Source organism: Dechloromonas sp. HYN0024, assembly GCF_003441615.1.
In the GTDB taxonomy this organism is placed as follows: domain Bacteria; phylum Pseudomonadota; class Gammaproteobacteria; order Burkholderiales; family Rhodocyclaceae; genus Azonexus.
In genome coordinates, this window is sequence record NZ_CP031842.1 from 1240318 (window position 1) to 1262635 (window position 22318).

25 protein-coding genes are annotated in these 22318 nt (G+C 59.6%); 7 read left to right on the top strand and 18 right to left on the bottom strand.

All coding sequences use genetic code 11. The annotated features are described in order from the left end of the window. Window positions 1-44: 44 nt before the first annotated feature. The 4 genes from HYN24_RS05890 to HYN24_RS05900 all read left to right on the top strand — a co-directional run bounded on the left by HYN24_RS05890 (window position 45) and on the right by HYN24_RS05900 (window position 4643). Entirely contained in the window at window positions 45-2426 is a 2382-nt protein-coding gene (locus HYN24_RS05890; protein WP_162888612.1) for a tol-pal system YbgF family protein, read from the top strand. A gap of 101 nt (window positions 2427-2527) precedes the next feature. Beyond that, the gene (locus HYN24_RS05895; RefSeq protein WP_117608387.1) at window positions 2528-3781 is read left to right on the top strand and encodes a hypothetical protein; all 1254 of its coding nucleotides are present in this window, start codon (window positions 2528-2530) and stop codon (window positions 3779-3781) included. Window positions 3782-3919: 138 nt separating this feature from the next. Next, window positions 3920-4162, top strand: a complete 243-nt coding sequence (locus tag HYN24_RS15790; RefSeq protein WP_162888613.1) for a hypothetical protein — start codon at window positions 3920-3922, stop codon at window positions 4160-4162. Then, entirely contained in the window at window positions 4146-4643 is a 498-nt protein-coding gene (locus HYN24_RS05900) for a hypothetical protein (protein WP_117608388.1), read from the top strand. Before HYN24_RS15790 ends, HYN24_RS05900 begins: the two co-directional genes overlap by 17 nt. Window positions 4644-4704: 61 nt before the next feature. On the opposite strand, the gene HYN24_RS05905 is transcribed toward HYN24_RS05900, so the two are convergent. The 6 genes from HYN24_RS05905 to HYN24_RS05930 form a co-directional block, all read right to left on the bottom strand. Next, window positions 4705-5673, bottom strand: coding sequence for a hypothetical protein (locus HYN24_RS05905; protein WP_117608389.1), 969 nt, complete (start codon window positions 5671-5673; stop codon window positions 4705-4707). Between the two features lie 65 nt (window positions 5674-5738). Beyond that, the gene (locus HYN24_RS05910) at window positions 5739-7088 is read right to left on the bottom strand and encodes an ATP-binding protein (RefSeq protein ID WP_117608390.1); all 1350 of its coding nucleotides are present in this window, start codon (window positions 7086-7088) and stop codon (window positions 5739-5741) included. After that, window positions 7085-7741, bottom strand: coding sequence for a response regulator transcription factor (locus tag HYN24_RS05915; RefSeq protein WP_117608391.1), 657 nt, complete (start codon window positions 7739-7741; stop codon window positions 7085-7087). The genes HYN24_RS05910 and HYN24_RS05915 overlap by 4 nt, the downstream gene beginning before the upstream one ends. Before the next feature lie 12 nt (window positions 7742-7753). Continuing rightward, entirely contained in the window at window positions 7754-8359 is a 606-nt protein-coding gene (locus HYN24_RS05920; protein WP_117608392.1) for a cytochrome b/b6 domain-containing protein, read from the bottom strand. A 5-nt stretch (window positions 8360-8364) separates the two neighbouring features. Then, entirely contained in the window at window positions 8365-8826 is a 462-nt protein-coding gene (locus HYN24_RS05925; RefSeq protein ID WP_117608393.1) for a cytochrome C, read from the bottom strand. 1 nt (window position 8827) lies between these two features. Further along, the gene (locus HYN24_RS05930; protein ID WP_117608394.1) at window positions 8828-9232 is read right to left on the bottom strand and encodes a DUF1924 domain-containing protein; all 405 of its coding nucleotides are present in this window, start codon (window positions 9230-9232) and stop codon (window positions 8828-8830) included. Between the two features lie 160 nt (window positions 9233-9392). On the opposite strand from HYN24_RS05930, the gene HYN24_RS05935 reads away from it, so the two are divergent. Further along, a complete protein-coding gene (locus HYN24_RS05935; protein ID WP_117608395.1) occupies window positions 9393-9701 on the top strand; it encodes a hypothetical protein in 309 nt (102 codons plus the stop codon). A gap of 80 nt (window positions 9702-9781) precedes the next feature. On the opposite strand, the gene HYN24_RS05940 is transcribed toward HYN24_RS05935, so the two are convergent. The 12 genes from HYN24_RS05940 to nosZ all read right to left on the bottom strand — a co-directional run bounded on the left by HYN24_RS05940 (window position 9782) and on the right by nosZ (window position 21039). Then, on the bottom strand, window positions 9782-10336 hold the full coding sequence (locus tag HYN24_RS05940; protein WP_117608396.1) for a hypothetical protein: 555 nt from the start codon (window positions 10334-10336) through the stop codon (window positions 9782-9784). Between the two features lie 113 nt (window positions 10337-10449). Beyond that, window positions 10450-10944: a TlpA disulfide reductase family protein gene (locus HYN24_RS05945; RefSeq protein ID WP_117608397.1), complete on the bottom strand. Its 495-nt coding sequence runs from the start codon at window positions 10942-10944 to the stop codon at window positions 10450-10452. Then, window positions 10941-11768 carry an ABC transporter permease gene (locus HYN24_RS05950; RefSeq protein WP_117608398.1) on the bottom strand — a complete coding sequence of 276 codons (828 nt, stop codon included), beginning with the start codon at window positions 11766-11768 and terminating at the stop codon, window positions 10941-10943. Before HYN24_RS05950 ends, HYN24_RS05945 begins: the two co-directional genes overlap by 4 nt. Continuing rightward, window positions 11769-12260, bottom strand: coding sequence for a hypothetical protein (locus HYN24_RS05955; protein WP_117608399.1), 492 nt, complete (start codon window positions 12258-12260; stop codon window positions 11769-11771). Window positions 12261-12262: 2 nt separating this feature from the next. Next, window positions 12263-13114, bottom strand: a complete 852-nt coding sequence (locus HYN24_RS05960; RefSeq protein ID WP_117608400.1) for an ABC transporter ATP-binding protein — start codon at window positions 13112-13114, stop codon at window positions 12263-12265. A 51-nt stretch (window positions 13115-13165) separates the two neighbouring features. Beyond that, window positions 13166-14143, bottom strand: coding sequence for a NapH/MauN family ferredoxin-type protein (locus HYN24_RS05965; RefSeq protein WP_205421452.1), 978 nt, complete (start codon window positions 14141-14143; stop codon window positions 13166-13168). 19 nt (window positions 14144-14162) lie between these two features. Next, a complete protein-coding gene (locus tag HYN24_RS05970; protein WP_240327745.1) occupies window positions 14163-15071 on the bottom strand; it encodes a 4Fe-4S dicluster domain-containing protein in 909 nt (302 codons plus the stop codon). Continuing rightward, window positions 15068-16426, bottom strand: coding sequence for a nitrous oxide reductase family maturation protein NosD (gene nosD / locus HYN24_RS05975; protein ID WP_117608401.1), 1359 nt, complete (start codon window positions 16424-16426; stop codon window positions 15068-15070). The genes HYN24_RS05970 and nosD overlap by 4 nt, the downstream gene beginning before the upstream one ends. Before the next feature lie 5 nt (window positions 16427-16431). Beyond that, complete coding sequence (locus tag HYN24_RS05980) at window positions 16432-17406, bottom strand: hypothetical protein (protein WP_117608402.1); 975 nt, start codon at window positions 17404-17406, stop codon at window positions 16432-16434. Window positions 17407-17487: 81 nt separating this feature from the next. Further along, window positions 17488-18252, bottom strand: a complete 765-nt coding sequence (locus HYN24_RS05985) for a c-type cytochrome (protein WP_117608403.1) — start codon at window positions 18250-18252, stop codon at window positions 17488-17490. 111 nt (window positions 18253-18363) lie between these two features. Then, window positions 18364-18672, bottom strand: a complete 309-nt coding sequence (locus HYN24_RS05990) for a cytochrome c (protein WP_117608404.1) — start codon at window positions 18670-18672, stop codon at window positions 18364-18366. An 84-nt stretch (window positions 18673-18756) separates the two neighbouring features. After that, window positions 18757-21039, bottom strand: coding sequence for a Sec-dependent nitrous-oxide reductase (gene nosZ, locus HYN24_RS05995; RefSeq protein WP_117610225.1), 2283 nt, complete (start codon window positions 21037-21039; stop codon window positions 18757-18759). 199 nt (window positions 21040-21238) lie between these two features. Between nosZ and HYN24_RS06000 the strand changes: the two genes are divergently transcribed. After that, the gene (locus HYN24_RS06000; protein ID WP_117608405.1) at window positions 21239-21712 is read left to right on the top strand and encodes a hypothetical protein; all 474 of its coding nucleotides are present in this window, start codon (window positions 21239-21241) and stop codon (window positions 21710-21712) included. Then, window positions 21712-22314 carry an SCO family protein gene (locus HYN24_RS06005; protein WP_117608406.1) on the top strand — a complete coding sequence of 201 codons (603 nt, stop codon included), beginning with the start codon at window positions 21712-21714 and terminating at the stop codon, window positions 22312-22314. Before HYN24_RS06000 ends, HYN24_RS06005 begins: the two co-directional genes overlap by 1 nt. The last annotated feature ends 4 nt before the right edge of the window (window positions 22315-22318 follow it).

Genomic DNA, 22318 nt, shown 5'->3' on the forward strand with positions numbered 1-22318 from the left:
CACCGGTGACGCTTTCAAAGTTGATCTGTCGGATTGGTCTATTCGTGGCGGCGCTGCTGTTTGGCGCCAACGCGTTCGCGAACATTCTCGATTCCATCGATATTGCCCGGGCTGACGAAAAGCACGCGCAGATCACCATCCACTTTGGACCGGAAATCCAGTACGTCAGGCATGTGCCGGATGCCGAGGGGAAATTTCTGCGCATCTTTTTCCGCGTCAGGAATCCGGGCTTTTCCGAAAGCGAAGTGATGCAGGAAGTCCTGCGTTCGCCGAAGAGCGACCTGGTGCCGAAATTCACGGTGGCCTATCCGGAACTGGTCAATGGCATGTTGATCACTTTCGCAAAGTCCACTACGTTCAAGGTTCGTCCTGGTGATGACAATCACAGTATCGAGATTCTCGTACCCGCTCTGATTGAAGCTAAGGCTCCGCCAGCACCTGTAGTCCTGCCTGTCGCCGAGCCCGCCAAGGCGGTGCCGGCTGTTGCTGAAGCAGCCCCCAAGGAAAAAGTGGTGGCAGTTTCACCAGCCACAAACAAAAAGAAGGACAAGGAAAAAGCCAAGGCTGCTTTGCCGACCGTCGCCGTAGCGCCCCTCGTGGTGGCAGCTGTGACCGCCGAGTCTCCGGCAACCCCGGTTACCCAGATTCCGGATGCCAGCAAACCTGATGAAGCGCCGGTCATGACAGCGGAAAAAGTCGAAGCAACCGCTCAGGCATTCCTGGCCGATGGTCGTGATGCCTTTGAAAAGGCGGATTATCCGAAAGCCATCAACCGCATGAACCGTATCCTGAGCCTACCTGGCAACGCCCAGACGCAGGCTGCTCAAGCTTTGCTCGGCGAAGCGCGGGAGAAAAACGGTGAAAACACGAAGGCGAAGGCGGAATACGAGCTTTTCCTGAAGCTTTACCCGACCTCCTCCGATGCGCCGAGAATCAAGCAGCGTCTGGCTGCGCTGCCGGTGACCGACACCGTTAAGCGTGTTGCAAGGGTGCGTGATGAAAAGCCGGCCGAATGGGTGGTGACGGGTAGCCTGTCCTCGTATTTCTTCACCGGCCAATCGCAGCAGGATTCGGGTCCGATGAAAAAGGACCAGGAGTCGCTGATTTCGTCGATCAATCTCAATGCCCGTCTGCGTAATTCGGTGACCGATACGCGCATCGTTTTCCGTGATGCAGACAGCCGCAATTTCATGCAGCCGAGCCGTGACTACAATCGCATATATGCGGCCTACGCCGAGCGGACTGACCGTGAAGTCGGTTATTTTGTTCGGGCCGGTCGCCAGAATCCGAACGGCAGTGGTGTCATGGATCGCTTCGACGGTATTACGGGTAGCTACAACCTCAATCCGGACTTCAAGGTGAGTGCGGTTTACGGTGATGCCGTCATCTTCAATGCGCCATTCAAGAAGACGTTTTACGGTGGCAGCGTTGAGTTTGCGGCCCAACTGGCTCGCCCAGGCGCCAGCCTGTATGCCATCGAGGAAAAGCTCGACGGTCTTCTGAACCGCCGTGCTATTGGATCGGAGTTCCGCTATTTTGACGGTGCCTTGAACGGGTACGGCATGCTCGATTACGACCTGCTCTACAAGGGCATGAATATCGGGATGGGGCAACTCAACTACATGGACAAATCCGGGAACAATTATTTTGTCTCCTACGATTATCGGAAGTCACCGTCCTATAGCCTCCTGAATGCCCTGCCGTCATCGGGGTACTCGAACGCCAATGATCTGGTTGCCAATGTCGGTATGACCCAATCCCGGCAACTGGTTTCTGACACAACGTCAGCCTCTAGCATGTTCGCTGCTGGTGTCACTGTTCCGGTCGGTGAGCGCTGGCAGTTCGGGTTTGACTACCGGATGTCGGAGATTACCGGTACCAATGCCACGATTCCCCTGGCCCAGATGTGTAAGGAAATTCAGGACGGTGCCAATCCGACCGACCCCCTTTGTGTCGAAGGTCCGAGGGGTACGATGCGCATTTCGGAAATGGGTCTCTGTGTAACTGACAGCTACGACATGATTACCAAGACCTGTCGGGCTTCTTCTGATGCATCGGGTCGCACGAACATGTATTCTGCGCAGGCCATCGCCACCAACCTGTTTGTTCCGAACGGGATCGGCGTCGCCTATCTCGGCTATATTTCCGGGCCGAACTACACCGGCCAGAATCTCGGTCTAAGCTATATCTATCCGTTTATAGAAAACTGGCGTCTGGAAAACAATATCCGTTATTACAGCCAGCACAGCGACAGCGGACAGAATTCGACCCAATTCTCGCCGAGCGTCAAATTAGTTCATCAATGGCGCCCCGATCTGTCCATAGAAGGTGAGCTTGGCTACAGCGATTCCAAAAATACTGGGACCACGACGAGCAGTAACAAGCGTGAATATCTCTATCTCGGCATTCGTTGGGACTATCGCTAAACCCAGCTGATCGCCAATCGGCTTTGAACTTCTGGCAACTTCCGGGTTGCCAGATTCGTTTTTACCCCCACTTCCTTTCAGAATAATTCGGTGAACCCAATATGACTTTCGTTTACATCGTTCTGGCAAGCATTGCGCTTTCCCTGCTTGTCTTGTGGGGGCTGGGCAAATACGCAGCCAATAAATCGCCGGCTGTCGCCAAGGTTGATGTTGCTTCGGCCCTGCGTGAATTGCTCCTGGCCAAGGCTGAAGGGCGTATCGATCAGGCTGAGTTTGATCGCCAGCAGGCTGTTCTGCATGCTGCCGTGCTCGATCCGGTGCAAACCCAGCCGGCCTTCACCTTGCCGGTCTCAGGCCAAAAGCTTGGTTTGATCGCTGCCGCTGCTGTGGTCGTCATTGCCGTGGCTGCCATCTGGATGTCTTCGCCTTCCGGCGATGCCCAGAAGCCCGCTGCAATCAGTGAGCCGGGCGCCATGCCGGGCGCACCGCATGCGCAGCCGGGGCAGCAGGGTAATACTGGCGGTGACCTCGGTACGGTGGTCAAGAAGCTGGCGGACAAGATGGAGAAAGATCCCAACAACGGCGAGGGCTGGTTGTTGCTGGCCAAAACCTACAGCGAACTGCGCCGTCATGCCGAAGCCGATGCTGCCTATACCAAGGCCTCCGCTCTGGTTACGCTGGATGCACAGACGCTGGCCGACTGGGCTGATGCGCATGTGATGACCAAGGATCGCAAATGGGATGACGAAGGCCGCAAGATCGTCAAGCGCGCGCTTGCCGCCGATGGCAAGCATGTCAAGGCGCTGGCTCTGGCTGGTAGTGAAGCCTTTGATCGGGCCGATTACAAGGGTGCCATCGAATTCTGGAAGCGTATGAAGGCCGCCGCGGCACCGGAATCGATGGATGCCAAGCTGGCTGATGCCAACATTGCCGAAGCCAATTCGATGATCTCTGGCAAGAAGCCGGGTGCCGATGCCACCCCGACAGCCGCCAAAGCCCAGCCGGCGATGGCGCTGGGTGCGGTGGCCGGCGTGGTGACGCTGAGCCCGAAGCTGAAGGGCAAGGTTGCCGCTGATGATACTGTCTTCGTCGTCGCCAAGGCCCCGGATGGCAGCGGTGCGCCGCTCGCCGTCGGTCGCTACAAGGGCGCAGACTTCCCTATCGAGTTTCGTCTCGATGACAGCATGGCGCTCATGCCCAATCGCACCATTTCCCAGTTCTCTGACGTTCTGGTGACGGCCAAGATTTCCAAGACCGGTAGTGCCGATCAGAGTAAGGGCGACATCATCGCCGCCCCGGTCAAGGCCAAGCTGGGCAATACGACGCTGGTCGTGGAGCTGAATACGGAACGTTGATCGGCGATTGCCAGGATTCAGGATGATTTGATGTCCCCGCGTATGCGGGGACATTGTTTTTCAATCCAGATTTTGTGTCTGCGGCGCGATTCGAGGGTCGGTGTATCATCTAGGCAACCAAGGACAGGAGGCTTTAGCATGAGAACAGTAGGTCAGCGCAAAGAGCGCCCCATTGGTCTTCTTGCGTCCGGAGCACTCCTGGCCGAAGGGGCTCGCTTCAATGATGAAATGCATCGCTTGCCGACGGGCAATACGACATTCATTGCCAAAGGCGTGTACCGTTTCAAAACACACGAAGACGCCAACCAGCATCAACTGGACAGCCTGGCCAAGGGAATGGCAAAGCTTGCATTGGAGCGAGTCAATGGCCGAAACGGATGAGTATTGCCGACCAGCGTCCCTGGAGGATCTCAAGGCACTGATTGCGTCGTTGAATCGACAACAAGTCGATTACCTGCTTATCGGTGGGTATGCGCTGTTTGTTCATGGCTACCATCGGGCCACAACGGACATCGACGTGCTGGTTCCGGCAACAACGGAATCCGGGGTCAAAGTTAAGGCGGCGTTAATGGTGCTGCCAGATCAGGCGGCAAAGGACCTGGAGCCGGAGTGGTTTGCGGAAGGTGACAACATTCGGGTTGCCGACGCCTTTTTGGTCGATATTATGCTAAATGCATGCGGTGAGACCTACGATTCCCTCAAACATTATGCTGTGACCGTTGATCTGGAGGGCATCCCCGTCCGAACGGTCAGTCTCGAAGGTCTGCTGCGAACAAAACAAACCGTGCGCGACAAGGATATTGCAGACAGGCTCATCCTGGAGCGAGCACTGAATCTGTTCAGGGCGCAGTCCAAGGGTTAGCCACGATATCTGATCTTCGTGCCGGGCTGATTGCCTGGCCGATCCTGCAAGACTGATTTTGCTACGCCGGTAGATGCCCGATGAAGAGCGGGGCCCGTCCGGTCGCCAGATAGTTCTTGCACAGGTCGATATAGTCCCGCGTGCTCTTGGGCATCGCCGTTCTGGCACGGGAAATGTAGAAAATCAGGTCACGGCCCTGACGGATCAGTTGCAGACCGTCGGAGAGGTTGTAGGTGAACGGCGCGCTATAAACGCCAGGGCCGTTGACCACGGTCAGGCTAGCCAGGCGTTCGCCTGCCGTGACCATGCCGGCCCAGACATCGAAAATGTCGCTGTCGGTACGCAGGGTTTCCGTCTTGATCTTGGCGGCAACCGCCAGATCGCGGACCGGTCCTTCGATATCCGAAAAGGCCGGGATGCCGCTGAAATTGTCGATCATCGCGTTGGAAATCAGGTCGATATCACGCAGGACCTGGCCAATCTTGATGTAGCGGCTCTCGTAAAAGTCTTCGAGCGGGATCGAGAAGGCGCGGAAAGGCTCGCCCCACAGTTCGTCGATGCCTTCCTCGCCACTGCGATGCATGACGCAGCGGCCGAGTTCCATGGCGTCGAGCAGGCATTTGCCACATTCGCGCATGAGTGGGTTGTCGCTGAGGATTTCAATGCCGCAGGCCTGCAGTTCAACCAGTTTGCGGAAGATGTCGGCCGCCCGGTTGAATAGGGCGCCGGCCAGCATGGCGCCCTTGACGCGCTTGCGGGATGGATCGGTTTCGTTCTCGTAAGTGGTACGCGCTTCGTGCAGGCGGGTGCCGGGAATGTTCAGGCCATGTTCGGTGTGGTTGAACAGGCGGCGGGTCAGTGCCTCGATGAGTTTTTTCTTGGCTTCCAGCGAGTCAGCCGGGACGGGGTAGGTCTTGATCCAGTAACCATCGTAAAACACGCGCTCAAGGCCGTCGATGATGCGACGGGTGCCTTCGGGCGGATTGTCGGAGGAGTTGGGGGCTTTTGCCAGTTGGTACTCAGAGGTCATGGTCTTCTACACGAATGCTTCGGCACAAAACGGCCTGCGGCCAGTCACGGATCATAATCCGATAATCAGCGGCCGGGGAATTGTATCGTGACCAATAGGCCTTTTGGCATATTAGATGCGTCGAGCTTGAGCGTGGCACCATGCAGTTCGGCAATGCGTGCCACGATGGCCAACCCGAGGCCACTGCCCGGCTGGCTCCCCTGATTCAGGCGGTGAAAGCGACGCAGGACGGATTCGCGCTCTTCTGGCGGGATGCCCGGGCCACTATCGCTGACCGAGAGGGTGATCTGCGCCTCGCTTCTGGTGATATTGACGCGCACCTGGCCGGCTTCCGGGGTATAGCGAACGGCATTGTCGACCAGATTGCGGATCAGCACCCGTAGCCATTCGGCTTGCCCGGTGACCTGGCAGGCGGGGCTGGCGGTGAAATCGAAATCGATATTTTTTTCCAGAATTTGCGGGCCGAGATCGGCGCAAACTTCTTCAGCCAGTTCCGGGAGATCGACGGCTTGCGGATTGGGCAGGCCGGATTCGGGGTCGAGGCGGGCCAGATGCAGCATCTGGTCGACCAGGTGGGCGGCCCGGGTGAGGCCGCTTTGCAGCTGGCTCATCGAGCGGTCGCGCTCGTCGCTGTCGCGGGCGCGCTGGGCGACCTGCAACTGGGCCTGCAAGGCGGCCAGCGGGGTGCGCAGTTCGTGGGCCGCATCGGCAGTAAAGCGGCGTTCGGCTTCGAGCGTGTGTTCGACGCGCTGGAACAGGCCATTTAACGCTTCGAGCAGGGTGCGGATCTCCTCGGGTGCGGTCGACGGTTGCACCGGCTGTAATTGTTGCGGGTCGCGACTGGCGATCTGGCGGGCGATACCATCCAGCGGTGCAAAGCCCTGCCGGGTGGCGAGCCAGACCCAGAGGCCGATCAAGGGCAGGCCGAAGAGTGCGGGCAGGAGCAGACGCCAGGCAATGTGACCGATCAACTCGTCGCGGATATGGTGGTTTTCGCTGACCTGGACTTGCAGGCTGCGATCTTCGTTCCACTGGCTGAAATGACGCCAGTGCCCATCGTCGCCCTGGGTTTCGGAAAAGCCTATGGCATCGGTCAACGGTGTTTCCGGGGCGTTCTTCGAGCGCATCAGCAACCGGCCGTCGGCGCGCCAGATCTGGAAACGCAGGCGGCGCTGGTATTTGTGCGAGGCGTCGCCGAGATCCTCAATGTCGTCGCCCTCATCATGGCTGGCCAGGGCGAGCAGGGTCTGGGCGGCCTGACTGAGCTGGGCATCGAACAGTTCATCGACTTCGTGGTGGGCGTCGATATAGCTGAACACCATGGTCACCAGCCAGGCGGCTGCAACGCCGCCAAGCAGCAGACCGAGCAGGCGATGACGCAGGGAGAACCAGAGGGTGGTGGCCGGCTGGCTCATTTCGGGATGGTGTAGCCGACCCCGCGCAGGGTGCGGATGAGGTCGCCGCCGAGTTTCTTGCGCAGATGGTGGATGTGTACTTCGAGGGCATTGCTGTCCGGCTCGTCACGCCAGCCGTAGACCGATTGCTCAAGCTGGGTCCGGGTCAACACGCGGCCGGCGTTCTCAAGGAGCATCTGGAGCAGCGAAAATTCGCGGCCGGACAGGTCAATTTCATCCCCCGACAGCGTAACCCGGTGTGCGGCCAGGTCCACGCTCAGTTCGCCCCGCGTCAGCAGTGGGGCGGCGCGGCCGGCGCTGCGCCGGGTCAGGGCGCGGATGCGGGCGCTCAGTTCGTCGAGGTCGATCGGCTTGACGAGGTAATCGTCAGCCCCGGCATCGAGACCGGAAACCTTATCACCGGTGGCGTCACGGGCAGTGAGGATGAGAATGGGCATGGTCTGTCCCCGGCCACGGGCGCGATTCAGGACATCCATGCCGGAAAGTCTGGGCAGGCCAAGGTCGAGGACCACCAGGTCGAAACTTTCTGACTGCAAGGCCTGGTCGGCGGAGTTGCCATCGCGCAGCCAGTCGACGGCAAAGCCGAACTGGCGCAGGCCGATGGTCAGGCCATCGCCGAGTTCGGGGTCGTCTTCAACAAGCAGGATGCGCATGCTTTTATTCTATCAGCTTGCCAGCCACCAGCTGGCAGCAGCCACCCAGACGAGGAGAGCGATGGCAGCCAGTGGGCGGGCCGAGGGGATGGCATCGTCGGGCGAACCCTGTTTGTGGCCGGTTAGCATCGCCCGCACCAGGTTTTCACCGTGCAGCAGGCTGCCCGAAATGACTCCGGCGACGTGGATGACAACCACGGTCAGCATGGTGACGGCCAGGCCTTCGTGGAGCTCTTCCAGCCATTCGCCACCCGATTCGTTATACATCGCCCAGCCAATGAGGCCGGTGGTGATGCCGAGACCGAGCAGTAGCATGATGGCCCACCCGCCGGCCGGATTGTGGCCGGTATGGTGATCCGGTTCCAGGCGCAGCAGGCTGCGCAGGTAGCCAATGACCGAGCCAGGGCCGCGCAGGAAGTCGACAAAGCGGGCGTAACGTGAGCCGATGAAGCCCCAGGGCAGACGGAAGAGCGCTGCGGCAACGACCACCGAGCCAGAAGCGGCATGGACCAGGCGCCAGCTTTCGCTGTCCGAGGTCAGCCAGGCAATGACGAAGCCGCCGACCATGAGCCAGTGGCCGAGGCGAACCGGCCAGTCCCAGACGAGTATTTTTTGCATGATGATTACTCCCTCAATTCAGGAATGGCGATGTCACGTTCGCTGTAATTGCCCTTGGCGGCACCGCCATGACAGGCTTCGCAGTTAGCGGCCGACTTGACGCGCGGGTCGCGCCAGAAGCGGGCCGGGATTTCATCGTGTTTGCCGAAAAAGCGGGCCGTCTTGGTGATGCGCGGCGGATTGCCGGCATTGCCCAGACGGCTGGGATCGCCGGCGTTACGCTCAAGAAAGGCGGTGATTTCCTGCGCTTTCTTGCTGTCCACCGTCGCATCGGTGCCGAAATGGTCACTCAGACCGCTCATCAGCTTGCGCCAGTCCTTGGCCGGCAGTAGCGCCGGCTGGTAGGCAATATGGCAACTGCTGCACTCCGCGCTGAAACTGGCCGGGGCGTTGGCCGGCATCGGCAGGCGGTCCGCCAGGGCCGGGAAGGCGCTGCCGAGCAGGGCGATCAGTAAAATGTGTTTCATCTCAGCGTACCTCGCTCAGGTAGGTCACGAAATCGGCCTTCTCGCCCGGCGTGCAGGCGCGACCGACGACTTCCTTGCAATTGCGGCCGAACCACTTTTCAACTTTGGCCGGATCGCTGAAACGTTCAGCATTGGCGGCCACGGCCAGCGGCCGGATGTTCTTGCCGGTTACCGCATGTTGGCCGGCCTTGAGCGGACTGTCTGTGTGGCAACTGGTGCACGCCGGCATCTTGTCGTTGATGGCAAAGCGTTGGCGGAAAAAGGCCTCACCGCGCTTGGCAGATGGGGTGAAACCGGCTTGCTGGGCGCTGGCTTCGCTGACATAAATCTGACGAACTTGCTGCGGCGTCTCGGCATGGCTGGCCAGGCTGACCAGCAGCAGGCCGATGGAGGGGATCGCTTTCATTGTTCTTCTCCTTGGTGTGTTCATGGAGAAGCAGTGTAGGGAGCGAGCCTTAAAGGTGCCTTAGGCGAAACTTAAGGGGTGATTAACGCTAAGATTCAGAGCGAAGGGCCTTCTACGCGCCCCGTTCGCTCAATTTGGAAAGCATTACCGGAAACCCGTCATGAAACTTCAGCATCTGGCCATCGGCGCCCGCTTTGAATACGAGGGACAGGTCTTTGTCAAAACCGGTCCATTGACGGCATCCTCCGAGGATGGCGGGCAACGCATCATTCCCCGTCATGCCGTGCTGAGGCCGCTCGACTTACCCTCTGTCGAAGGCAAGGGACGGCTTGAGGCACCCGTCGTGCGCATGGCCTTCAACGCTTTTGTCGAGACCTGTGAGCAGTTGGTCGGCGAGGCCGGGCAGGCTGAACTGGAGCAGGCGCGGCAAAGGTTCCTTAAGGCTATCGATTCGTCACGACCTCTGTAAAGCAAGGGGCGACGCCCGCAGCCATGACAAAAAAATGGAAGGCATCTGCCTTCCATTTTCGTCAGTCATCGGCGAGGTGCTTAGAAGTTGATGCCAACCTTGGCCATCAGCGCCCAGTTTTCAAAGCTGACGCCATCGCTTTGGCTGGTGTTCAGGTAGCGCAGGTCGAGGCCCGAGTAGTACATGCCCTTGCGGTAGTTGGCCCCAACCACCGCGCCGTAGCCGAACAGGCTCTTGTCGTTACGGCCGTTGTCGGCCAGGACGACACCGAGCACCGGGCCGGCGCCGAGCGAGAAGCCACTGCCGAGCGGCACGGTGTAACGCGGCGATAGTTCGAAGGAGGTGGCTTTCATCCCGGATTCGTCGACGTGATTGATCTGAACGTGGGTGCGAATACGGTTGTCCGGGGTCTGGATCAGGCCGCAGTTCATGTTGAAGTCGAGGCCATAAACGAACATCGAGTCACTGTTGGTGGCCGCGGCACCCATGACGCCAGCCGAGAGAGCCAGTGAAGGCTCTGCCTTGAAGTCCTTGTCGAGACCGGGGAAAAACCTGAGGCCGTCGGCGTGGCTGGCCGTGGTGCCGAGCGCAAGGCCGGCGAGCAGGAGGGTGGATGCGAGGCGGTTGATGGTCATGGATTCTCCGAAAGCAAATTGTTGTCGATAGCCCGGGCACAAGGGCCGGGCGCAATCGGGGCAACTATATCGGACGGCTTTGGGCCGGTCTGTGACCTGGGTCGCTTAAGGACCTATTTCTTCAGCAGCGCTTCCTGCACAGCATCGAAATCGGCTTTCTTGAGGACGCCCAGCTTTTTCTGGACGACCTCGCCGTTGCGGTCGATGAACAGCGTGTAGGGCAGGCCGCCCCGGGTATTGCCAAGCGCCTGCATGAGCGGGATACCCTTGTCCTTGGCGACGAAGACCGGGTAGTTCATGTCGTAGGCCTTGGCAAAATCCTTGGCCGGCTCGGCGTTGTCTTCAATGCCGATGCCGAGGATTTCAACCTTTCCCTTATGGGCGGCGCGGAACTTCAGCAGTTCGGGAATTTCAGCCCGGCAGGGGCCGCACCAGCGGGCCCAGAAATTAACCACGAGCGGTTTGCCACGGTACTGCTCGAGGGCGACCGGCTTGTCGCGGAGGTCGTTGAGCGTGGCGGCAAACAGCGGGGCCGATGAGGTGGTTTCCTGCGCAGTGGTCAGGCCGGAAAACAGGCTAAAAACGAAAACTGCAAACAGCTTTTTCAAGGCAGATCACCACGACGGAAGATGAAGTAGCCAATGGTAGCACTGACCATGCCGAGGGTTGCCGGGTAGACCAGCGCAAAGATCTTGTAGCCGGTCGCACCAAAGAGGTCGAGGATGACATAGGCCGAGGGGCCGAGAACGATCAGTTGCGGGTCGAACAGTGCCAGCGCGGCGGTCCGGAAGACTTGCAGCGGATTGGCCAGGGCCAGCGTGACGGCGAGTTCCGGCGCGACCTTGCCCTGGATCATGACGCCGAGCAGGATGAGGTCAAGGAAGAGTAGCAGGAAGAGCCAGACCATGAAGGCTGCACCCTGGGCCATGTCGGTGCTGCGAGCAACAGCCGAAATGAGCATGCCGATGCCGAGGAAACACAGGGCCATGACGGCGAGGAGGGCGGTGTAGTAGCCAAACATGTCCCACGGCACTTCGATGCCCTGGATGGTGGCCCAGATTACGGCCCCAAGCATGGCAAGGAAGACCGGGGTGAACACCACGATGTAGCGACCGACAATCTTGCCCCAGAACCACGCCGAGAGGGATACCGGCAGCGAGAGCAGATATTCGAAAACGCCGGCCTCACGGTCGCCGGCTACCGAGCGTACGGTGGTGATGAGGACGAAGATGGGCAGAATGGCCATGGTCAGCTGGATGTAGGTGACAAGTAGACGGGACAGGCCGATGAAGCCGAGGACGCGCGATTCGGTCAGGCCGAAGAGAAAGAGCAGGGCCACAATGCCACCGAAGACCAGGGTGTAGATCTGGAACCAGCGGGCACGCAGGGATTCGACGATATCGAGTTTGGCGGTGAGCCACAGTTGTTTCATTTACTTGCCTTTGGCCAGTGTGTGCTGGCGCATGTCGGTGAAATCGAGGCTGCCCGGCATGGGCATGGCAACGGCTGCGAAGTTGTAGCCCATCGGCGATTGCTTGGTGATGAACTGGGCGCGTTTCGGATCGAGCCAGCTCATCTCCTCGCGGCTCTTGCTGTTGTAGTCGGCGATCCAGATACGGGTCGCGGGGTCGGTCAGCCACGGGAATTTCTCGCTCTTTTCCTTGAGCCAGAAGGCGAGACAGCCTGGGTCGTCGAATTTGAATACGGCGTTGTCCGGGCCGCCCCGGATTTCGGCCGCGAAGCGACGGTCGGAAATGACCATGCTGCAGCGGGTGCAGGTGTCGCGGTCCCACTTGATCTCGGCCATCCCGTCCGGCCAGCCACCCTTGTTACTGCAGCCCGATAGGGCGGTGGCGAGCGGGGTGAGCATAAATCCGCCGAGGCCGAGGCGGCTGATGAAGTGGCGGCGTTGCTGGTTGCACATGGTCAGTTCTCGGATAGCGACAGGTCACTGACCAGCGCCGTGTAGCGGGAAATGATGCCGAGGAAGCGGAGGCGGTCAGGGCCGGCGATGTCGCCTTCCCAGACCCGGTTGTCGTCACTGCTGCACAGGTTCCAGCCAGCCAGTGCCTTGGCGAAGGCTGGTTCAAAGCGGCTGAGGACGACGCGGCAGGCCAGGCGGGCCGTCAGGGTTACGGCATCGGCCACCTTGTCGTCGAGGACGACCTTGCCCATGTCCATTTCGATGACCCGGTTGACCAGGGCCGAGACCTCGTCGAGGCGGTGGCTGGAGATGATCATCGTGGCATCGTCGAGACGCTCGGCCAGCAGGTCGAAGAAAATCTTGCGCGCTTCGGGGTCGAGATTGGCGGCCGGTTCGTCCATGATCAGCACTCTGGCCTCGCGGCCGAGGGCGATGGCGATCAGCAGTTTTTGTTTCATGCCGCCGGAGAGGCGGACGAACTGGCGGGTGAGGATGGCGTCGATGTCGAGGCCAAGGCGTCGGGCTATGTCGTGGATACGCTGGGGGTCAGTGCCGCACAGGGCGGCCGAAAAATCGATCAGCTGGCCGACCGGCATTTTCAGCGGCGGCGGCAATTGCGGCACGAAACCGATGTTGCCGAGCACTTCCGTCCGGTTGCTGCGCGGGTCGAGGCCGTTGATCGTTACTTCGCCATGGTGCGTGTATTCACCCAGCAGGCACCGAATCAGCGTGGTCTTGCCGGCACCGTTCGAGCCGATCAGCGCGACGCGCTCGCCAAGGTCGATGTCGAGGCTGATGCCATCCAGGATGCGGGCACGGCGAAAGTCTTTTACCAGATTCGTAAATTTGATCATGGGCAAATTATAGGTGGGGGACTTTGGTCGGCCCTGAATCTGCGTCAAATTTCAGGCCAGTTTGGACAGGCCCTTGACCTCGAAACTCAGCGAACCGGTCGGGCAGGTGTCGACACAGAGTCCACAGCGCGTACAGTCGGGGCCAATCGGTACTTCCTTTTCGACGGCGCGGCCCTTGATCACCGTGTCCAGCACGTGCGGCACGAGGCAGACCTTGCGACAATCGCCTTCGTGGAAGCAGGCATCGAGCTTGTAGATGATGCGGACCGGTGACACGATGCCGACGACGCCGTAGGTCAGGCCGATCGGGCAGGCATAGCGGCACCAGGCGCGGCGCGAGAAAAAAACCTCGAAGAAGAGCAGGGCCAGCACCCAGAGCAGTGCCAGGCCGGGGCCATAGATCAGGGCGCGCGACAGGATGCCGGTTGGCGAGATGGCTTCATAGACGGTGTAGCCAGTGGCCAGCGCGAGCAGGGCGAAAATGGCCCAGAACACGGTGCGCAGGCGGCGGTCCATGGTCTGGTCGGTGACCAGTTTCTTTTTGGCCAGATAGAGATGGATCTTTTCGGCCCATTCGGCCAGCAGGTGGTAGGGGCAGACCCAGGAGCAGAAGGTGCGGCCGCCAAGCAGTACCCAAAGAACGAGCACGGTGCCGGTGCCAATCAGCAGATTGTTGATGATGTGCTTGTGGGCGAGCATCACTTGCAGCGCCGAATTGAGGTCGATCAGGTGGAAACCGACGAAGCGCGAGGCAGTCAGCGCCCCTTCGAGAATCTGGATGTCGAGGAAGAAGGACAGCGTGAATAGCAGGTTGGCGAAAATCAGCGTCGCCCAGCGGCGATTGCGCCATTTGTTGCTGTGCCCGGCATGGGCGCGGGCATGCAGATTTTCGGCAATGAGGTCGCGGTTGCCTTTCTTGTAGAAATGAATCTGCTGGGCGGCCGGGCTGATTTCCTTCGGTTTCGAAGGTTCGGCACCAAACATGACCTTGATCTGATCGACAAAGCGGCGTTTGAGAAGGGCGCTCATCGGCGGGGATTCCTGTTGGTCATATTTTCCAGACCTCGCCGGCTTCGACGGTGATACAACCTGGCTCCACCGGGCAGACCATTTCGCAGACACCACAACCAACACAGGGTTCGTGGATGACCGGCGATTTGCGCTTGCTGCCATCCGGGGCGAACACGGTTTCGATCGAAATGGCCCCCTTGACCGGACATTCGCGGACGCACAGATCGCATTCGGCGACATCGTAGGGATGGCTGCTGACCTTCACCGGCTTCCAGCGGTCTACGGACATGTAGCGCAGCTTGCCCCTGAAGTCGGCCCCTCGCGTCAGCCCCTTGAAGCCCTTGCCCTGAATGGCCAGGCAGGCCTCCGGGCGGGTCAGGCGGGCGACGCCGATGCGTTCGTGCAGATTGAGCGTCGGCTCGGCGTCCTTTTCCTTGGCGATCAGGATGGGTTTGGCGGCCAGCGCGGCACCCGGGCGCACGGGGAGAAAATCGGGCTTGTGGTAGGTCAGCGAGCCGGTCGGGCAGGCCAGGATGCACTGCACGGCATCGCAGGAGAAGTCGCAGGCTTGCTGGCGTGGGTCGATGTAGGGGGTGCCAACGCCGACGCCGTCGATCAGGTCGGCCAGCTTGATGGCCGAGACCGGGCAGACCTGGACGCACTGGCCGCATTTGATGCAACTGCCGAGGAAGTCCTTTTCATCGAGGGCGCCGGGTGGGCGCAGACGTTTCTTCTGGGCATAGACGAGGGGCAGGAAGCCGGACAGCGCGGCGCCGAGGACGCCGCCGGTGAGCAGGATCGTGCGCAGGACGCGACGGCGGTTGGTTTGCCGTTTGGCAATGGATACCGCCGGCTTGCCGGCTGGCGTCGACGGGCGCGGCGTCGGCTCGGCCGGAGCGACGTCCAAGGCGTCGTCGGTGCTGCGGTCGTGGTCGAGATCGCTCATGCGCGGGCCGCTCTTTGCGGTTTGATGAAGCGTGGCTGTTCATCGCGCAGGATCAGGTCGGGCGTCGAGAAGGGGGCCAGGCGTTCGAGAAAGTCGAGGAGTTCCATCACCGGTGAACTGCGGAAGAAGCGGGCAATTGGTAGTTCCATCCAGATCTGGTCGGCATAGGCATAGAGCTCGTGGGTCTTGTCGCCGAAGCCGTCACCATCGCGATCGAAGCCCTGGTAGTCGTCCCAGTAATTGCCGCGCCAGACGTTCTTCGGGCTGTTGTTGTTGTCGCCGTGACCGCCATAGGCAACCTGCGTCAGGTTGCCCTCGAAAATGTTGTCGATCATGTTGTTGCCGCCGGTTTCGCTGTTGAACAGGATGCCGGTACCGTTGTAGGCGAAGCGGTTGCCCCGAATCTCGATGTTGCTGTCGGGCTGAAAGGGGGACAGGTCGGAGCCGATGCCGACGCCGCAGTAGATGATTTCGTTGTTCTCGATGATTGTCCCCGAGGCTTCCTTGAAACCGATGCCCATGCCGGTGGCACCGGTGGCGTGCGAGATGACGTTGTCGCGCACGATGCCGCCCTCGGTGTACATGAAATAGACGCCGACGGCGTTGTCGTAGAACTCGTTGCGTTCGACGACGTTGTCGTTTGCGAACATGAAATGAATGGAATAGCGGCTGCGTCGGCCGAGATTCTCCCGGAAGATATTCTTGTGCGAGTACCAGGCGACCATATCGCGCGAGTCGATGATCCGGTTCTTCTCGATCAGGTTGTCATTGCTGTACCACAGGCGCAGGCCGTCGCCCCGAACGCCGAGCTCGCGGTCCTTGGAGTGGATACTGTTACCGCGGATGATGCTGTGATTGGACTGCTTGAGATCGAGACCGAACAGGCAGTTGTCCATCGTCAGGTTCTCGATGGTATTACCGTCACCCCGTACATCGAGGCAGGAGTCGTCGGAATCGTGCGAGTCGCCGGAGCCGGTCAGACGCAGGCCGCGTAGAGTCGAGTTGCTGGCATTGAGGATCATGACCGTGCCGCGGTCGCCGGCATCGATGCTGACCTGGCCGCCACCGTCGATGGTCAGCGGCTTGTTGATGACGACCGGGCCGGCATAGCTGCCGGCCGGCGGTTTGAGGACGGACCCAGCCGGTGCCTTGTCGACGAGATCCTGGAAGGGTTTCAGGCCATGCACCCGCTTGTCGCGCTCATGCAGCATGAAGGTCGGCTTCGGCCGATCGACATCGGCTCGTGCGCCCATGCCGGCCGGAACGCCGCCTTGCGGCTCGGTCTGGCCGGTGGTCAGAACAAGGAGCAGGGCAGCAGCCAGGCTCAGCTTGGCCAGATGGTTCAGATGGTGCATACGGCTTACTCGGCCGTCCCTTCGCGCAACTGTTTGCGACGGATCAGCAAGGCCAGCATCATGCAGACGAAGATGGCGACGAGCAGACCATAGCCCCAGTATGGATAGGAGAAGGTCGAGAACTGGGCGACCTTGCCTTCACCGAAGACGGTGGGCATGAAGGGCTTCACGGTAAAGGCGCCCCAGGGGTGCATGTTGTGGCCGAAGAACCACAGCCAGCCGGCGTAGGTGATGACGAAGAAGACCGGCAGGAGGGCGGGAACGAGGGCGAGCAGGAGTTGGAAGGGGCGAATCCTGGCCACCCCGGCAATGACGATGCCCATCACCGCGATGAGGCCGAAAATGACGATGGTCGAGACATTGCGCACATTGTCGCCCCAGGCGTTGATGCGCTCCATATCCTTGAAGAAGGTGCCGGACTCCTGCATGTAGGCCTGAACGTGGCTTTCCAGATGGCCGAGAACGAACTGGTCGATGATCATCCAGGCGGCAACGGCGGCGAAGCCGGCAGCCAGCACGAGCAAGCGGGGCTTTTTCCGGGGCATGGCAAAGGCTGCCAACATCACCGCGAAGAAACCGAAGAAGAACTTGGCGAGCGGTTTTTCAACCGGCGCCCCGGTGGCGATGGGGAACATGCCGACGTAGTGGTTGATGGTGTTCATCTCATGGACGCAGTCGAGGCCTTCGGCGCCCTTGTCGACGTTCTTGGCGGCGTCGGTGATCGGGTTGTAACGCTCGTCTTCGTGGGAGAGATCTTTCTGAATGATCTCGTTGGCCATGCGGGTGCCCTTGCCGGCCGCCTTGCAGCCGTTATAGACGCCGTCGAAATGGAAATGGATGCGGATGCCATCGGGGAAGGCATCGGGCGGGTAATTCGGGGCGGTCAGCGAGACCCACCAGATCGGGGCGAAGTAGGCGGCGATCAGGCAGACCAGTGAAATCAGGGTCAGGCCACCAATGATTTTATTTTGTTTTTCCATGTTGCTGCTCTCTGTTGAATGCCTCCGGTTGTCGACTGGAAATGGTTGCCTGAAGCAGGTTCAGGCAACCAGTCTAAAGCGTTACTTCTTTTTGCCGGCTTTCGGTTTGCACATATTGCCCGGCATGACCAGGCTGGCCTGATAGGCCGAAATGGAAATCAGCTGATCGTCGGTGTACTTCTTGATGATCTTGACCATGTCCGGATTGGCATTGCGGCGATGGCCGTTGCGAATTTCGGTCATCTGGCGCAGCAGGTACTTGTAGTGCTGGCCGGCGATGACGGGATAGAACTTTTCCTTGTTGCCTTCGCCGTTCTTGCCATGGCACTCCAGGCATTCCTTTTCGTACAAGGCCTTGCCGTCGGCGATGCGCTTGTCGGTATCGGCCGGAGCCTTCCAGTTCTTGTCCATGTTGTCGCCCGGCTTCGAGTCGTAATGACCGTGGTCGAGCGGAATGCACAGCTTCTCGATGTAGGCGGCAACGTTGGCCAGTTCCTGGGCATCGGTCAGGGTGGCGGCAAACGGGTACATCGTCGGGTTGTCACGCAGACCGGCGCGAATGTCGGCCATCTGTTTGATCAGCACGGTGGTGTGCTGGCCGGCGAGTTGCGGGAAAGTGCCGTCCGGACGACCAGCGCCAGAGGGCAGGTGGCATGCGCCGCAGGTTTCGTAACCTTCTTCGCCAGCTTTGGCGTCGCCCTTCTTGTTCAGTGCCTCGCTCTTTTCGCCACCCTGGGCATTCCACTTGTAATCCTTGCCCTCGATGCCTTCGGATTTCGGGGCTGGCGGTGCGGCAAAGGCAATGCCTGCCGTGAGCAAGCTGATCAAAAGCAGTGATGCTTTCATGTTTGGTTTCCTTTTATGGCAGGTGATTCGGAACGCTGAAAGCATTGTTTCACTGCGCATATCAGCGTTCTTTGATGTTGGTCAGAAGCGGGAAAAACCGGCTTCTCCTGTTTATTTCAGTTTCGACAGGTATTCCGAGATGGCCTTGATCTCCTCGTCATTGACGAGGTGCAGGACGCCCTTCATGGCGGCCGTCTGGCCGTTGTTGCGGGCACCGCTCTTGATGTCCTTGATCTGCTGTTCCGAGTAGGCGGCGTTCTGGCCGGCCACCTTCGGGTAATTCGGCATCAGCGGCTTGTCGCCCTTCGGGCCGTGGCAGGCGTTGCAGGTCTTTTCGGCATAGAGTTTTGCGCCATCAAGTGCGGCGAAGGCCGGGGTGGTGATGAGCCCGGCGGCGAGCAAAGTCATTACAAATTTCATGGGTATTCCCTCCTTAATGTGAAACGGGGAACAGATTGGCTCTGTTCCCCGCTGAATGCCTTAAGTCAGATCAAGACTTTTGGCTTACTTGACCTTCTTGGCGCCGTTCTGCTCAAGGTAGGTCTTGGCGCGCAGGCCGATGTCGGCGGCCTTGACCTGGTATTGCCAGACTTGCTCGGCCCACAGGTTAGCCTGGTCCCAATCCTTCTTGGCCGCTGCGGCTTCGTGCTTGGCCTTGGCTTCCTTGATCTTGCCGAGTTGGTCGGTAGCGTCGTCAACCATGTTCACGACATCTGGGAAGTCCTTGAAGTTGACGCTGGTGATGTAGCCAACGACGGAATCAATGACAACCTGGGTATCAACGACCTTCTTCACCGTGGCCTTGTAGTCGGCTTCGGTATAGACGGCCTTGGCCGCTTCACTCTTGCCCGGCTTCCAGCCCTTCGGCTTGACCAGTAGGTAACCCTGCATTTCAAGGTGGAGGGCGGAGCAGAACTCGGTGCAGTAGTACGGATACACCCCTTCCTTGTCAGCCTTGAACTTGACGGTCACCGTCTTGCCCGGCTCAACCGAAGCGTGCACGTTCATGGTCGACACGGTAAAGCCGTGGGTTTCATCCTGGGCGCGTTCGAGGTTGGTCAGGTGGATGGTCACTTCGTCGCCAACTTCGGCTTCGATGGTTTCCGGCGTGATGTGCGAACGGATCAGCGTACCCTTGACCTCGATCTTGTTGCCCTTCTTGGTGGTGACTTCCTCACCGGCACGGACGGCACCCGGATGGGGCTTGTCGGTACGGGAGTCGGTGCCGACCTTGTAGCGGACGCCCGGCTTCAGCTTGGTGGCGTCGATAGCCACGGCGTAGTGCGGCTCACCGAGCGGCAGCGGCATGTCGTACAACAGTTGCATCTTGTCGTTCGAAATGTCGATCAGCTGGTGGTTTTGCGGGTGCAGCGGGCCGACCGGGACAAAGCGGTCAATCGCCAGCTTGTTGAGGGCGACCAGGTAGCGGCCCTTCGGATCGACGGAATCACCTTCCATGGTCATCAGGTGACCGATGTTGTAATGCACGGAGATTTTGTCGAGCACCTTGCCGTCACAGTAGTTCCACTTGGCAACCTGGGAGTCGACGTAGAGCGAGGTGTAGGCGATGCAGGATTTCGAGTCGTACTGTGTGTGCAGGGGGCCGAGGCCAAGCTGAACCTGCTTGTCCAGCGCGTCCTTCATGGCGATCACGGGAATGCCGTAGGGGTCCTTGGATTCGAAATTGCCGGCCTTGATTGCGGCCTGGATCTTGTCGAAGGAATAGACGGAAACGTGCGTGTCGAGCTTGCCGGCGACGATCAGGCGGGTGCCGTCGGGGGTCACGTCAACGCCGTGCGGCGATTTCGGTTCCGGCACCAGGAAGAGAATGCCTTCCTTGATCGCCGTTTCCATCATCAGCACCTTGTGGCCGTTGATGACCTTGGCCTTGCCGGCGGCAACCAGTTCGGCCGCCTTCTTCCAGTTGATCACGTGCAGATAGTCGGTGTCCTTGGCGGAGCAACCGGCTTCATACGGCGGACGGCCCTTTTCGATGCCGCCGACGTAACGCTCGGAACAGAAGGAGTTGGTGAAGGACCAGCCGTCAGACGGGCCTTTGCCGGCGTCCGACAAGTCCTGCGAGTAGGGCGGCAGTTCGATCGAGAAGGACTGCTTCGGATCGATGCGGCCTTCCTTGCGGTCGAACTTCCAGTAGGTCACGCCACCGCGATACTTCTCGTTGAAGTCTTCGAGCGGGTAGAACTTCTTGTTTTCGAGCGGTGCGGCGTACTGGGCGGCTTCGATGACGTATTCGGTATTCGGCGTGACGAAGGCGCCACCGTGTTCCGACTTGTAGATCGGGTTGACCACGATCTGCTTGGTTTCGAAGTCACGAAGGTCGATCACGGCGAGACGCGGGTTGGCCTTGTCATTGATGAACAGGAACTGACCGTCGTACTTGCCCTGGGTTTCAGAAATGGCCGGGTGGTGCGTGTCGCCCCAGTTGATTTCCTTGCCGTCGATGTTGCCCTGGCGCAGCACGGCCTTCGAGTTTTCGTCGAAGCCATAGCCCTGCCACGGTTCCGGCGTAAATACGCCGATGTACTTGAGGATGCGCATGGACGGAATGCCATACACAATGATCTGGCCCGATTGTCCGCCCGAACTGAAGACGACGAATTCGTCGCGCTTGCCGGTCGGGACGTAGGTCTTGGACGCGGCGAGCAGATCCTGCTGGCTCAGACCACGACGCTTCATCACGTCCTGCAGCGATTCGGCCGACCAGGCCGTGGCTGCGAAACCGGCGGCGAGAAGCAGCGCGGTGGTTTTGACTACAAATCTTTTCATCTTGATTTCTCCCATGAGCATCAGAAGCAAAAAAACTTCCATTCCCCCATTGCCGCCTGCAACATGGCTACGCTGCGACAATTTGCCGCACACTGTATTCTTCGCAGAGTGTGAAAGAATTGATGTCTGCTAAATCCAAACAGATGCATTCGGCGAAAATGCAGGGATTCCGATTGGCTCGAACCCCAGAAGCAAACTAGTGAACAAGAAAATACTGATCGATGTCATAGGCCTGGAGCTGATCGCGCTGATTGTCGTCGTTGGCTACAAACTCTCGCCGATGCTCTTGCCCAAGGCGGATGTCACGGTGCAGCCCGACCCCGTCTGCAGTCTGCAGCGGCAAGCCTGCAGCGTTGCCCTGCCATCTGGCGGTACGGTCAGTCTGGCGATGGGCACGCGCCCGGTGCCGCTGGTCAAGCCATTTGAAGTGGAGGTCACGACCACCGGTTTTTCGCCGACCCGTGTTGAAGTTGATTTCGCCGGTACCGAGATGAACATGGGCCTGAACCGGCCTCTGCTGGCTGATCGCGGCGCAGGTCGCCATGTTGCCGAGGTGACTTTGCCGGTCTGCATCACCGGGCAAATGGATTGGCAGGCGACCGTCCTGATCGAAACAGGTAGCGAGCGGGTAGCAATTCCGTACCGCTTTTCGACCGTGGAGCACAATCACTGATGTCCGAACGCATCCTGATTTTCATTGCCGCCACGCTGGCCTTGCTGATTGCCGGGGTAGCCCTGATGTGGCAGCCGGAAATGCCGGAAAGGCCCTTGCCCAGTGCGGCGATTGCGGCCGGCGGCGATTTCACGCTGCAGTCAGCGAGCGGGCCGGTTTCACTGAGTGATTTTCGCGGCAAACTCGTGCTCCTCTATTTTGGCTATACCTATTGCCCGGATGTCTGTCCGACCTCCCTGGCGGCTACGGCAGAAGGGCTCAAGCAACTTAAGCCCGAGGAAGTGGCGAGGGTGGCGATGATTTTTGTGTCGGTTGATCCGAAACGCGATACGCCGGAGCGTTTGAAGGAATACGCCGAGTTTTTCCACCCGGCCATGGTCGGGGCGACCGGAGCGCCTGAAGTCATTGCTGAGATTGCCAAGCGTTATGGCGTTTTTTACGCCGAACAGAAAGTTGAAACGTCGGGTGGTGGTTATGTCGTTGATCACTCGTCCGACACCTTCATTGTTGGCACGGATGGCCAACTGGTTGGCAAGATGGTCCATGCCACGCCACCCGATCAGGTGGTCGTCGCGATTCGCAAGTATCTGAAAATAAACTGATGGA

Excerpts from the sequence above, each read along its gene's own strand:
- HYN24_RS05895 (WP_117608387.1), top strand. The coding sequence starts at position 2,528 with ATGACTTTCGTTTACATCGTTCTGGCAAGCATTGCGCTTTCCCTGCTT.
- HYN24_RS15790 (WP_162888613.1), top strand. The coding sequence starts at position 3,920 with ATGAGAACAGTAGGTCAGCGCAAAGAGCGCCCCATTGGTCTTCTTGCG.
- HYN24_RS05900 (WP_117608388.1), top strand. The coding sequence starts at position 4,146 with ATGGCCGAAACGGATGAGTATTGCCGACCAGCGTCCCTGGAGGATCTC.
- HYN24_RS05905 (WP_117608389.1), bottom strand. The coding sequence starts at position 5,673 with ATGACCTCTGAGTACCAACTGGCAAAAGCCCCCAACTCCTCCGACAAT.
- HYN24_RS05910 (WP_117608390.1), bottom strand. The coding sequence starts at position 7,088 with ATGAGCCAGCCGGCCACCACCCTCTGGTTCTCCCTGCGTCATCGCCTG.
- HYN24_RS05915 (WP_117608391.1), bottom strand. The coding sequence starts at position 7,741 with ATGCGCATCCTGCTTGTTGAAGACGACCCCGAACTCGGCGATGGCCTG.
- HYN24_RS05920 (WP_117608392.1), bottom strand. The coding sequence starts at position 8,359 with ATGCAAAAAATACTCGTCTGGGACTGGCCGGTTCGCCTCGGCCACTGG.
- HYN24_RS05925 (WP_117608393.1), bottom strand. The coding sequence starts at position 8,826 with ATGAAACACATTTTACTGATCGCCCTGCTCGGCAGCGCCTTCCCGGCC.
- HYN24_RS05930 (WP_117608394.1), bottom strand. The coding sequence starts at position 9,232 with ATGAAAGCGATCCCCTCCATCGGCCTGCTGCTGGTCAGCCTGGCCAGC.
- HYN24_RS05935 (WP_117608395.1), top strand. The coding sequence starts at position 9,393 with ATGAAACTTCAGCATCTGGCCATCGGCGCCCGCTTTGAATACGAGGGA.
- HYN24_RS05940 (WP_117608396.1), bottom strand. The coding sequence starts at position 10,336 with ATGACCATCAACCGCCTCGCATCCACCCTCCTGCTCGCCGGCCTTGCG.
- HYN24_RS05950 (WP_117608398.1), bottom strand. The coding sequence starts at position 11,768 with ATGAAACAACTGTGGCTCACCGCCAAACTCGATATCGTCGAATCCCTG.
- HYN24_RS05955 (WP_117608399.1), bottom strand. The coding sequence starts at position 12,260 with ATGTGCAACCAGCAACGCCGCCACTTCATCAGCCGCCTCGGCCTCGGC.
- HYN24_RS05960 (WP_117608400.1), bottom strand. The coding sequence starts at position 13,114 with ATGATCAAATTTACGAATCTGGTAAAAGACTTTCGCCGTGCCCGCATC.
- HYN24_RS05965 (WP_205421452.1), bottom strand. The coding sequence starts at position 14,143 with ATGAGCGCCCTTCTCAAACGCCGCTTTGTCGATCAGATCAAGGTCATG.
- HYN24_RS05970 (WP_240327745.1), bottom strand. The coding sequence starts at position 15,071 with ATGAGCGATCTCGACCACGACCGCAGCACCGACGACGCCTTGGACGTC.
- nosD (WP_117608401.1), bottom strand. The coding sequence starts at position 16,426 with ATGCACCATCTGAACCATCTGGCCAAGCTGAGCCTGGCTGCTGCCCTG.
- HYN24_RS05980 (WP_117608402.1), bottom strand. The coding sequence starts at position 17,406 with ATGGAAAAACAAAATAAAATCATTGGTGGCCTGACCCTGATTTCACTG.
- HYN24_RS05985 (WP_117608403.1), bottom strand. The coding sequence starts at position 18,252 with ATGAAAGCATCACTGCTTTTGATCAGCTTGCTCACGGCAGGCATTGCC.
- HYN24_RS05990 (WP_117608404.1), bottom strand. The coding sequence starts at position 18,672 with ATGAAATTTGTAATGACTTTGCTCGCCGCCGGGCTCATCACCACCCCG.
- nosZ (WP_117610225.1), bottom strand. The coding sequence starts at position 21,039 with ATGAAAAGATTTGTAGTCAAAACCACCGCGCTGCTTCTCGCCGCCGGT.
- HYN24_RS06005 (WP_117608406.1), top strand. The coding sequence starts at position 21,712 with ATGTCCGAACGCATCCTGATTTTCATTGCCGCCACGCTGGCCTTGCTG.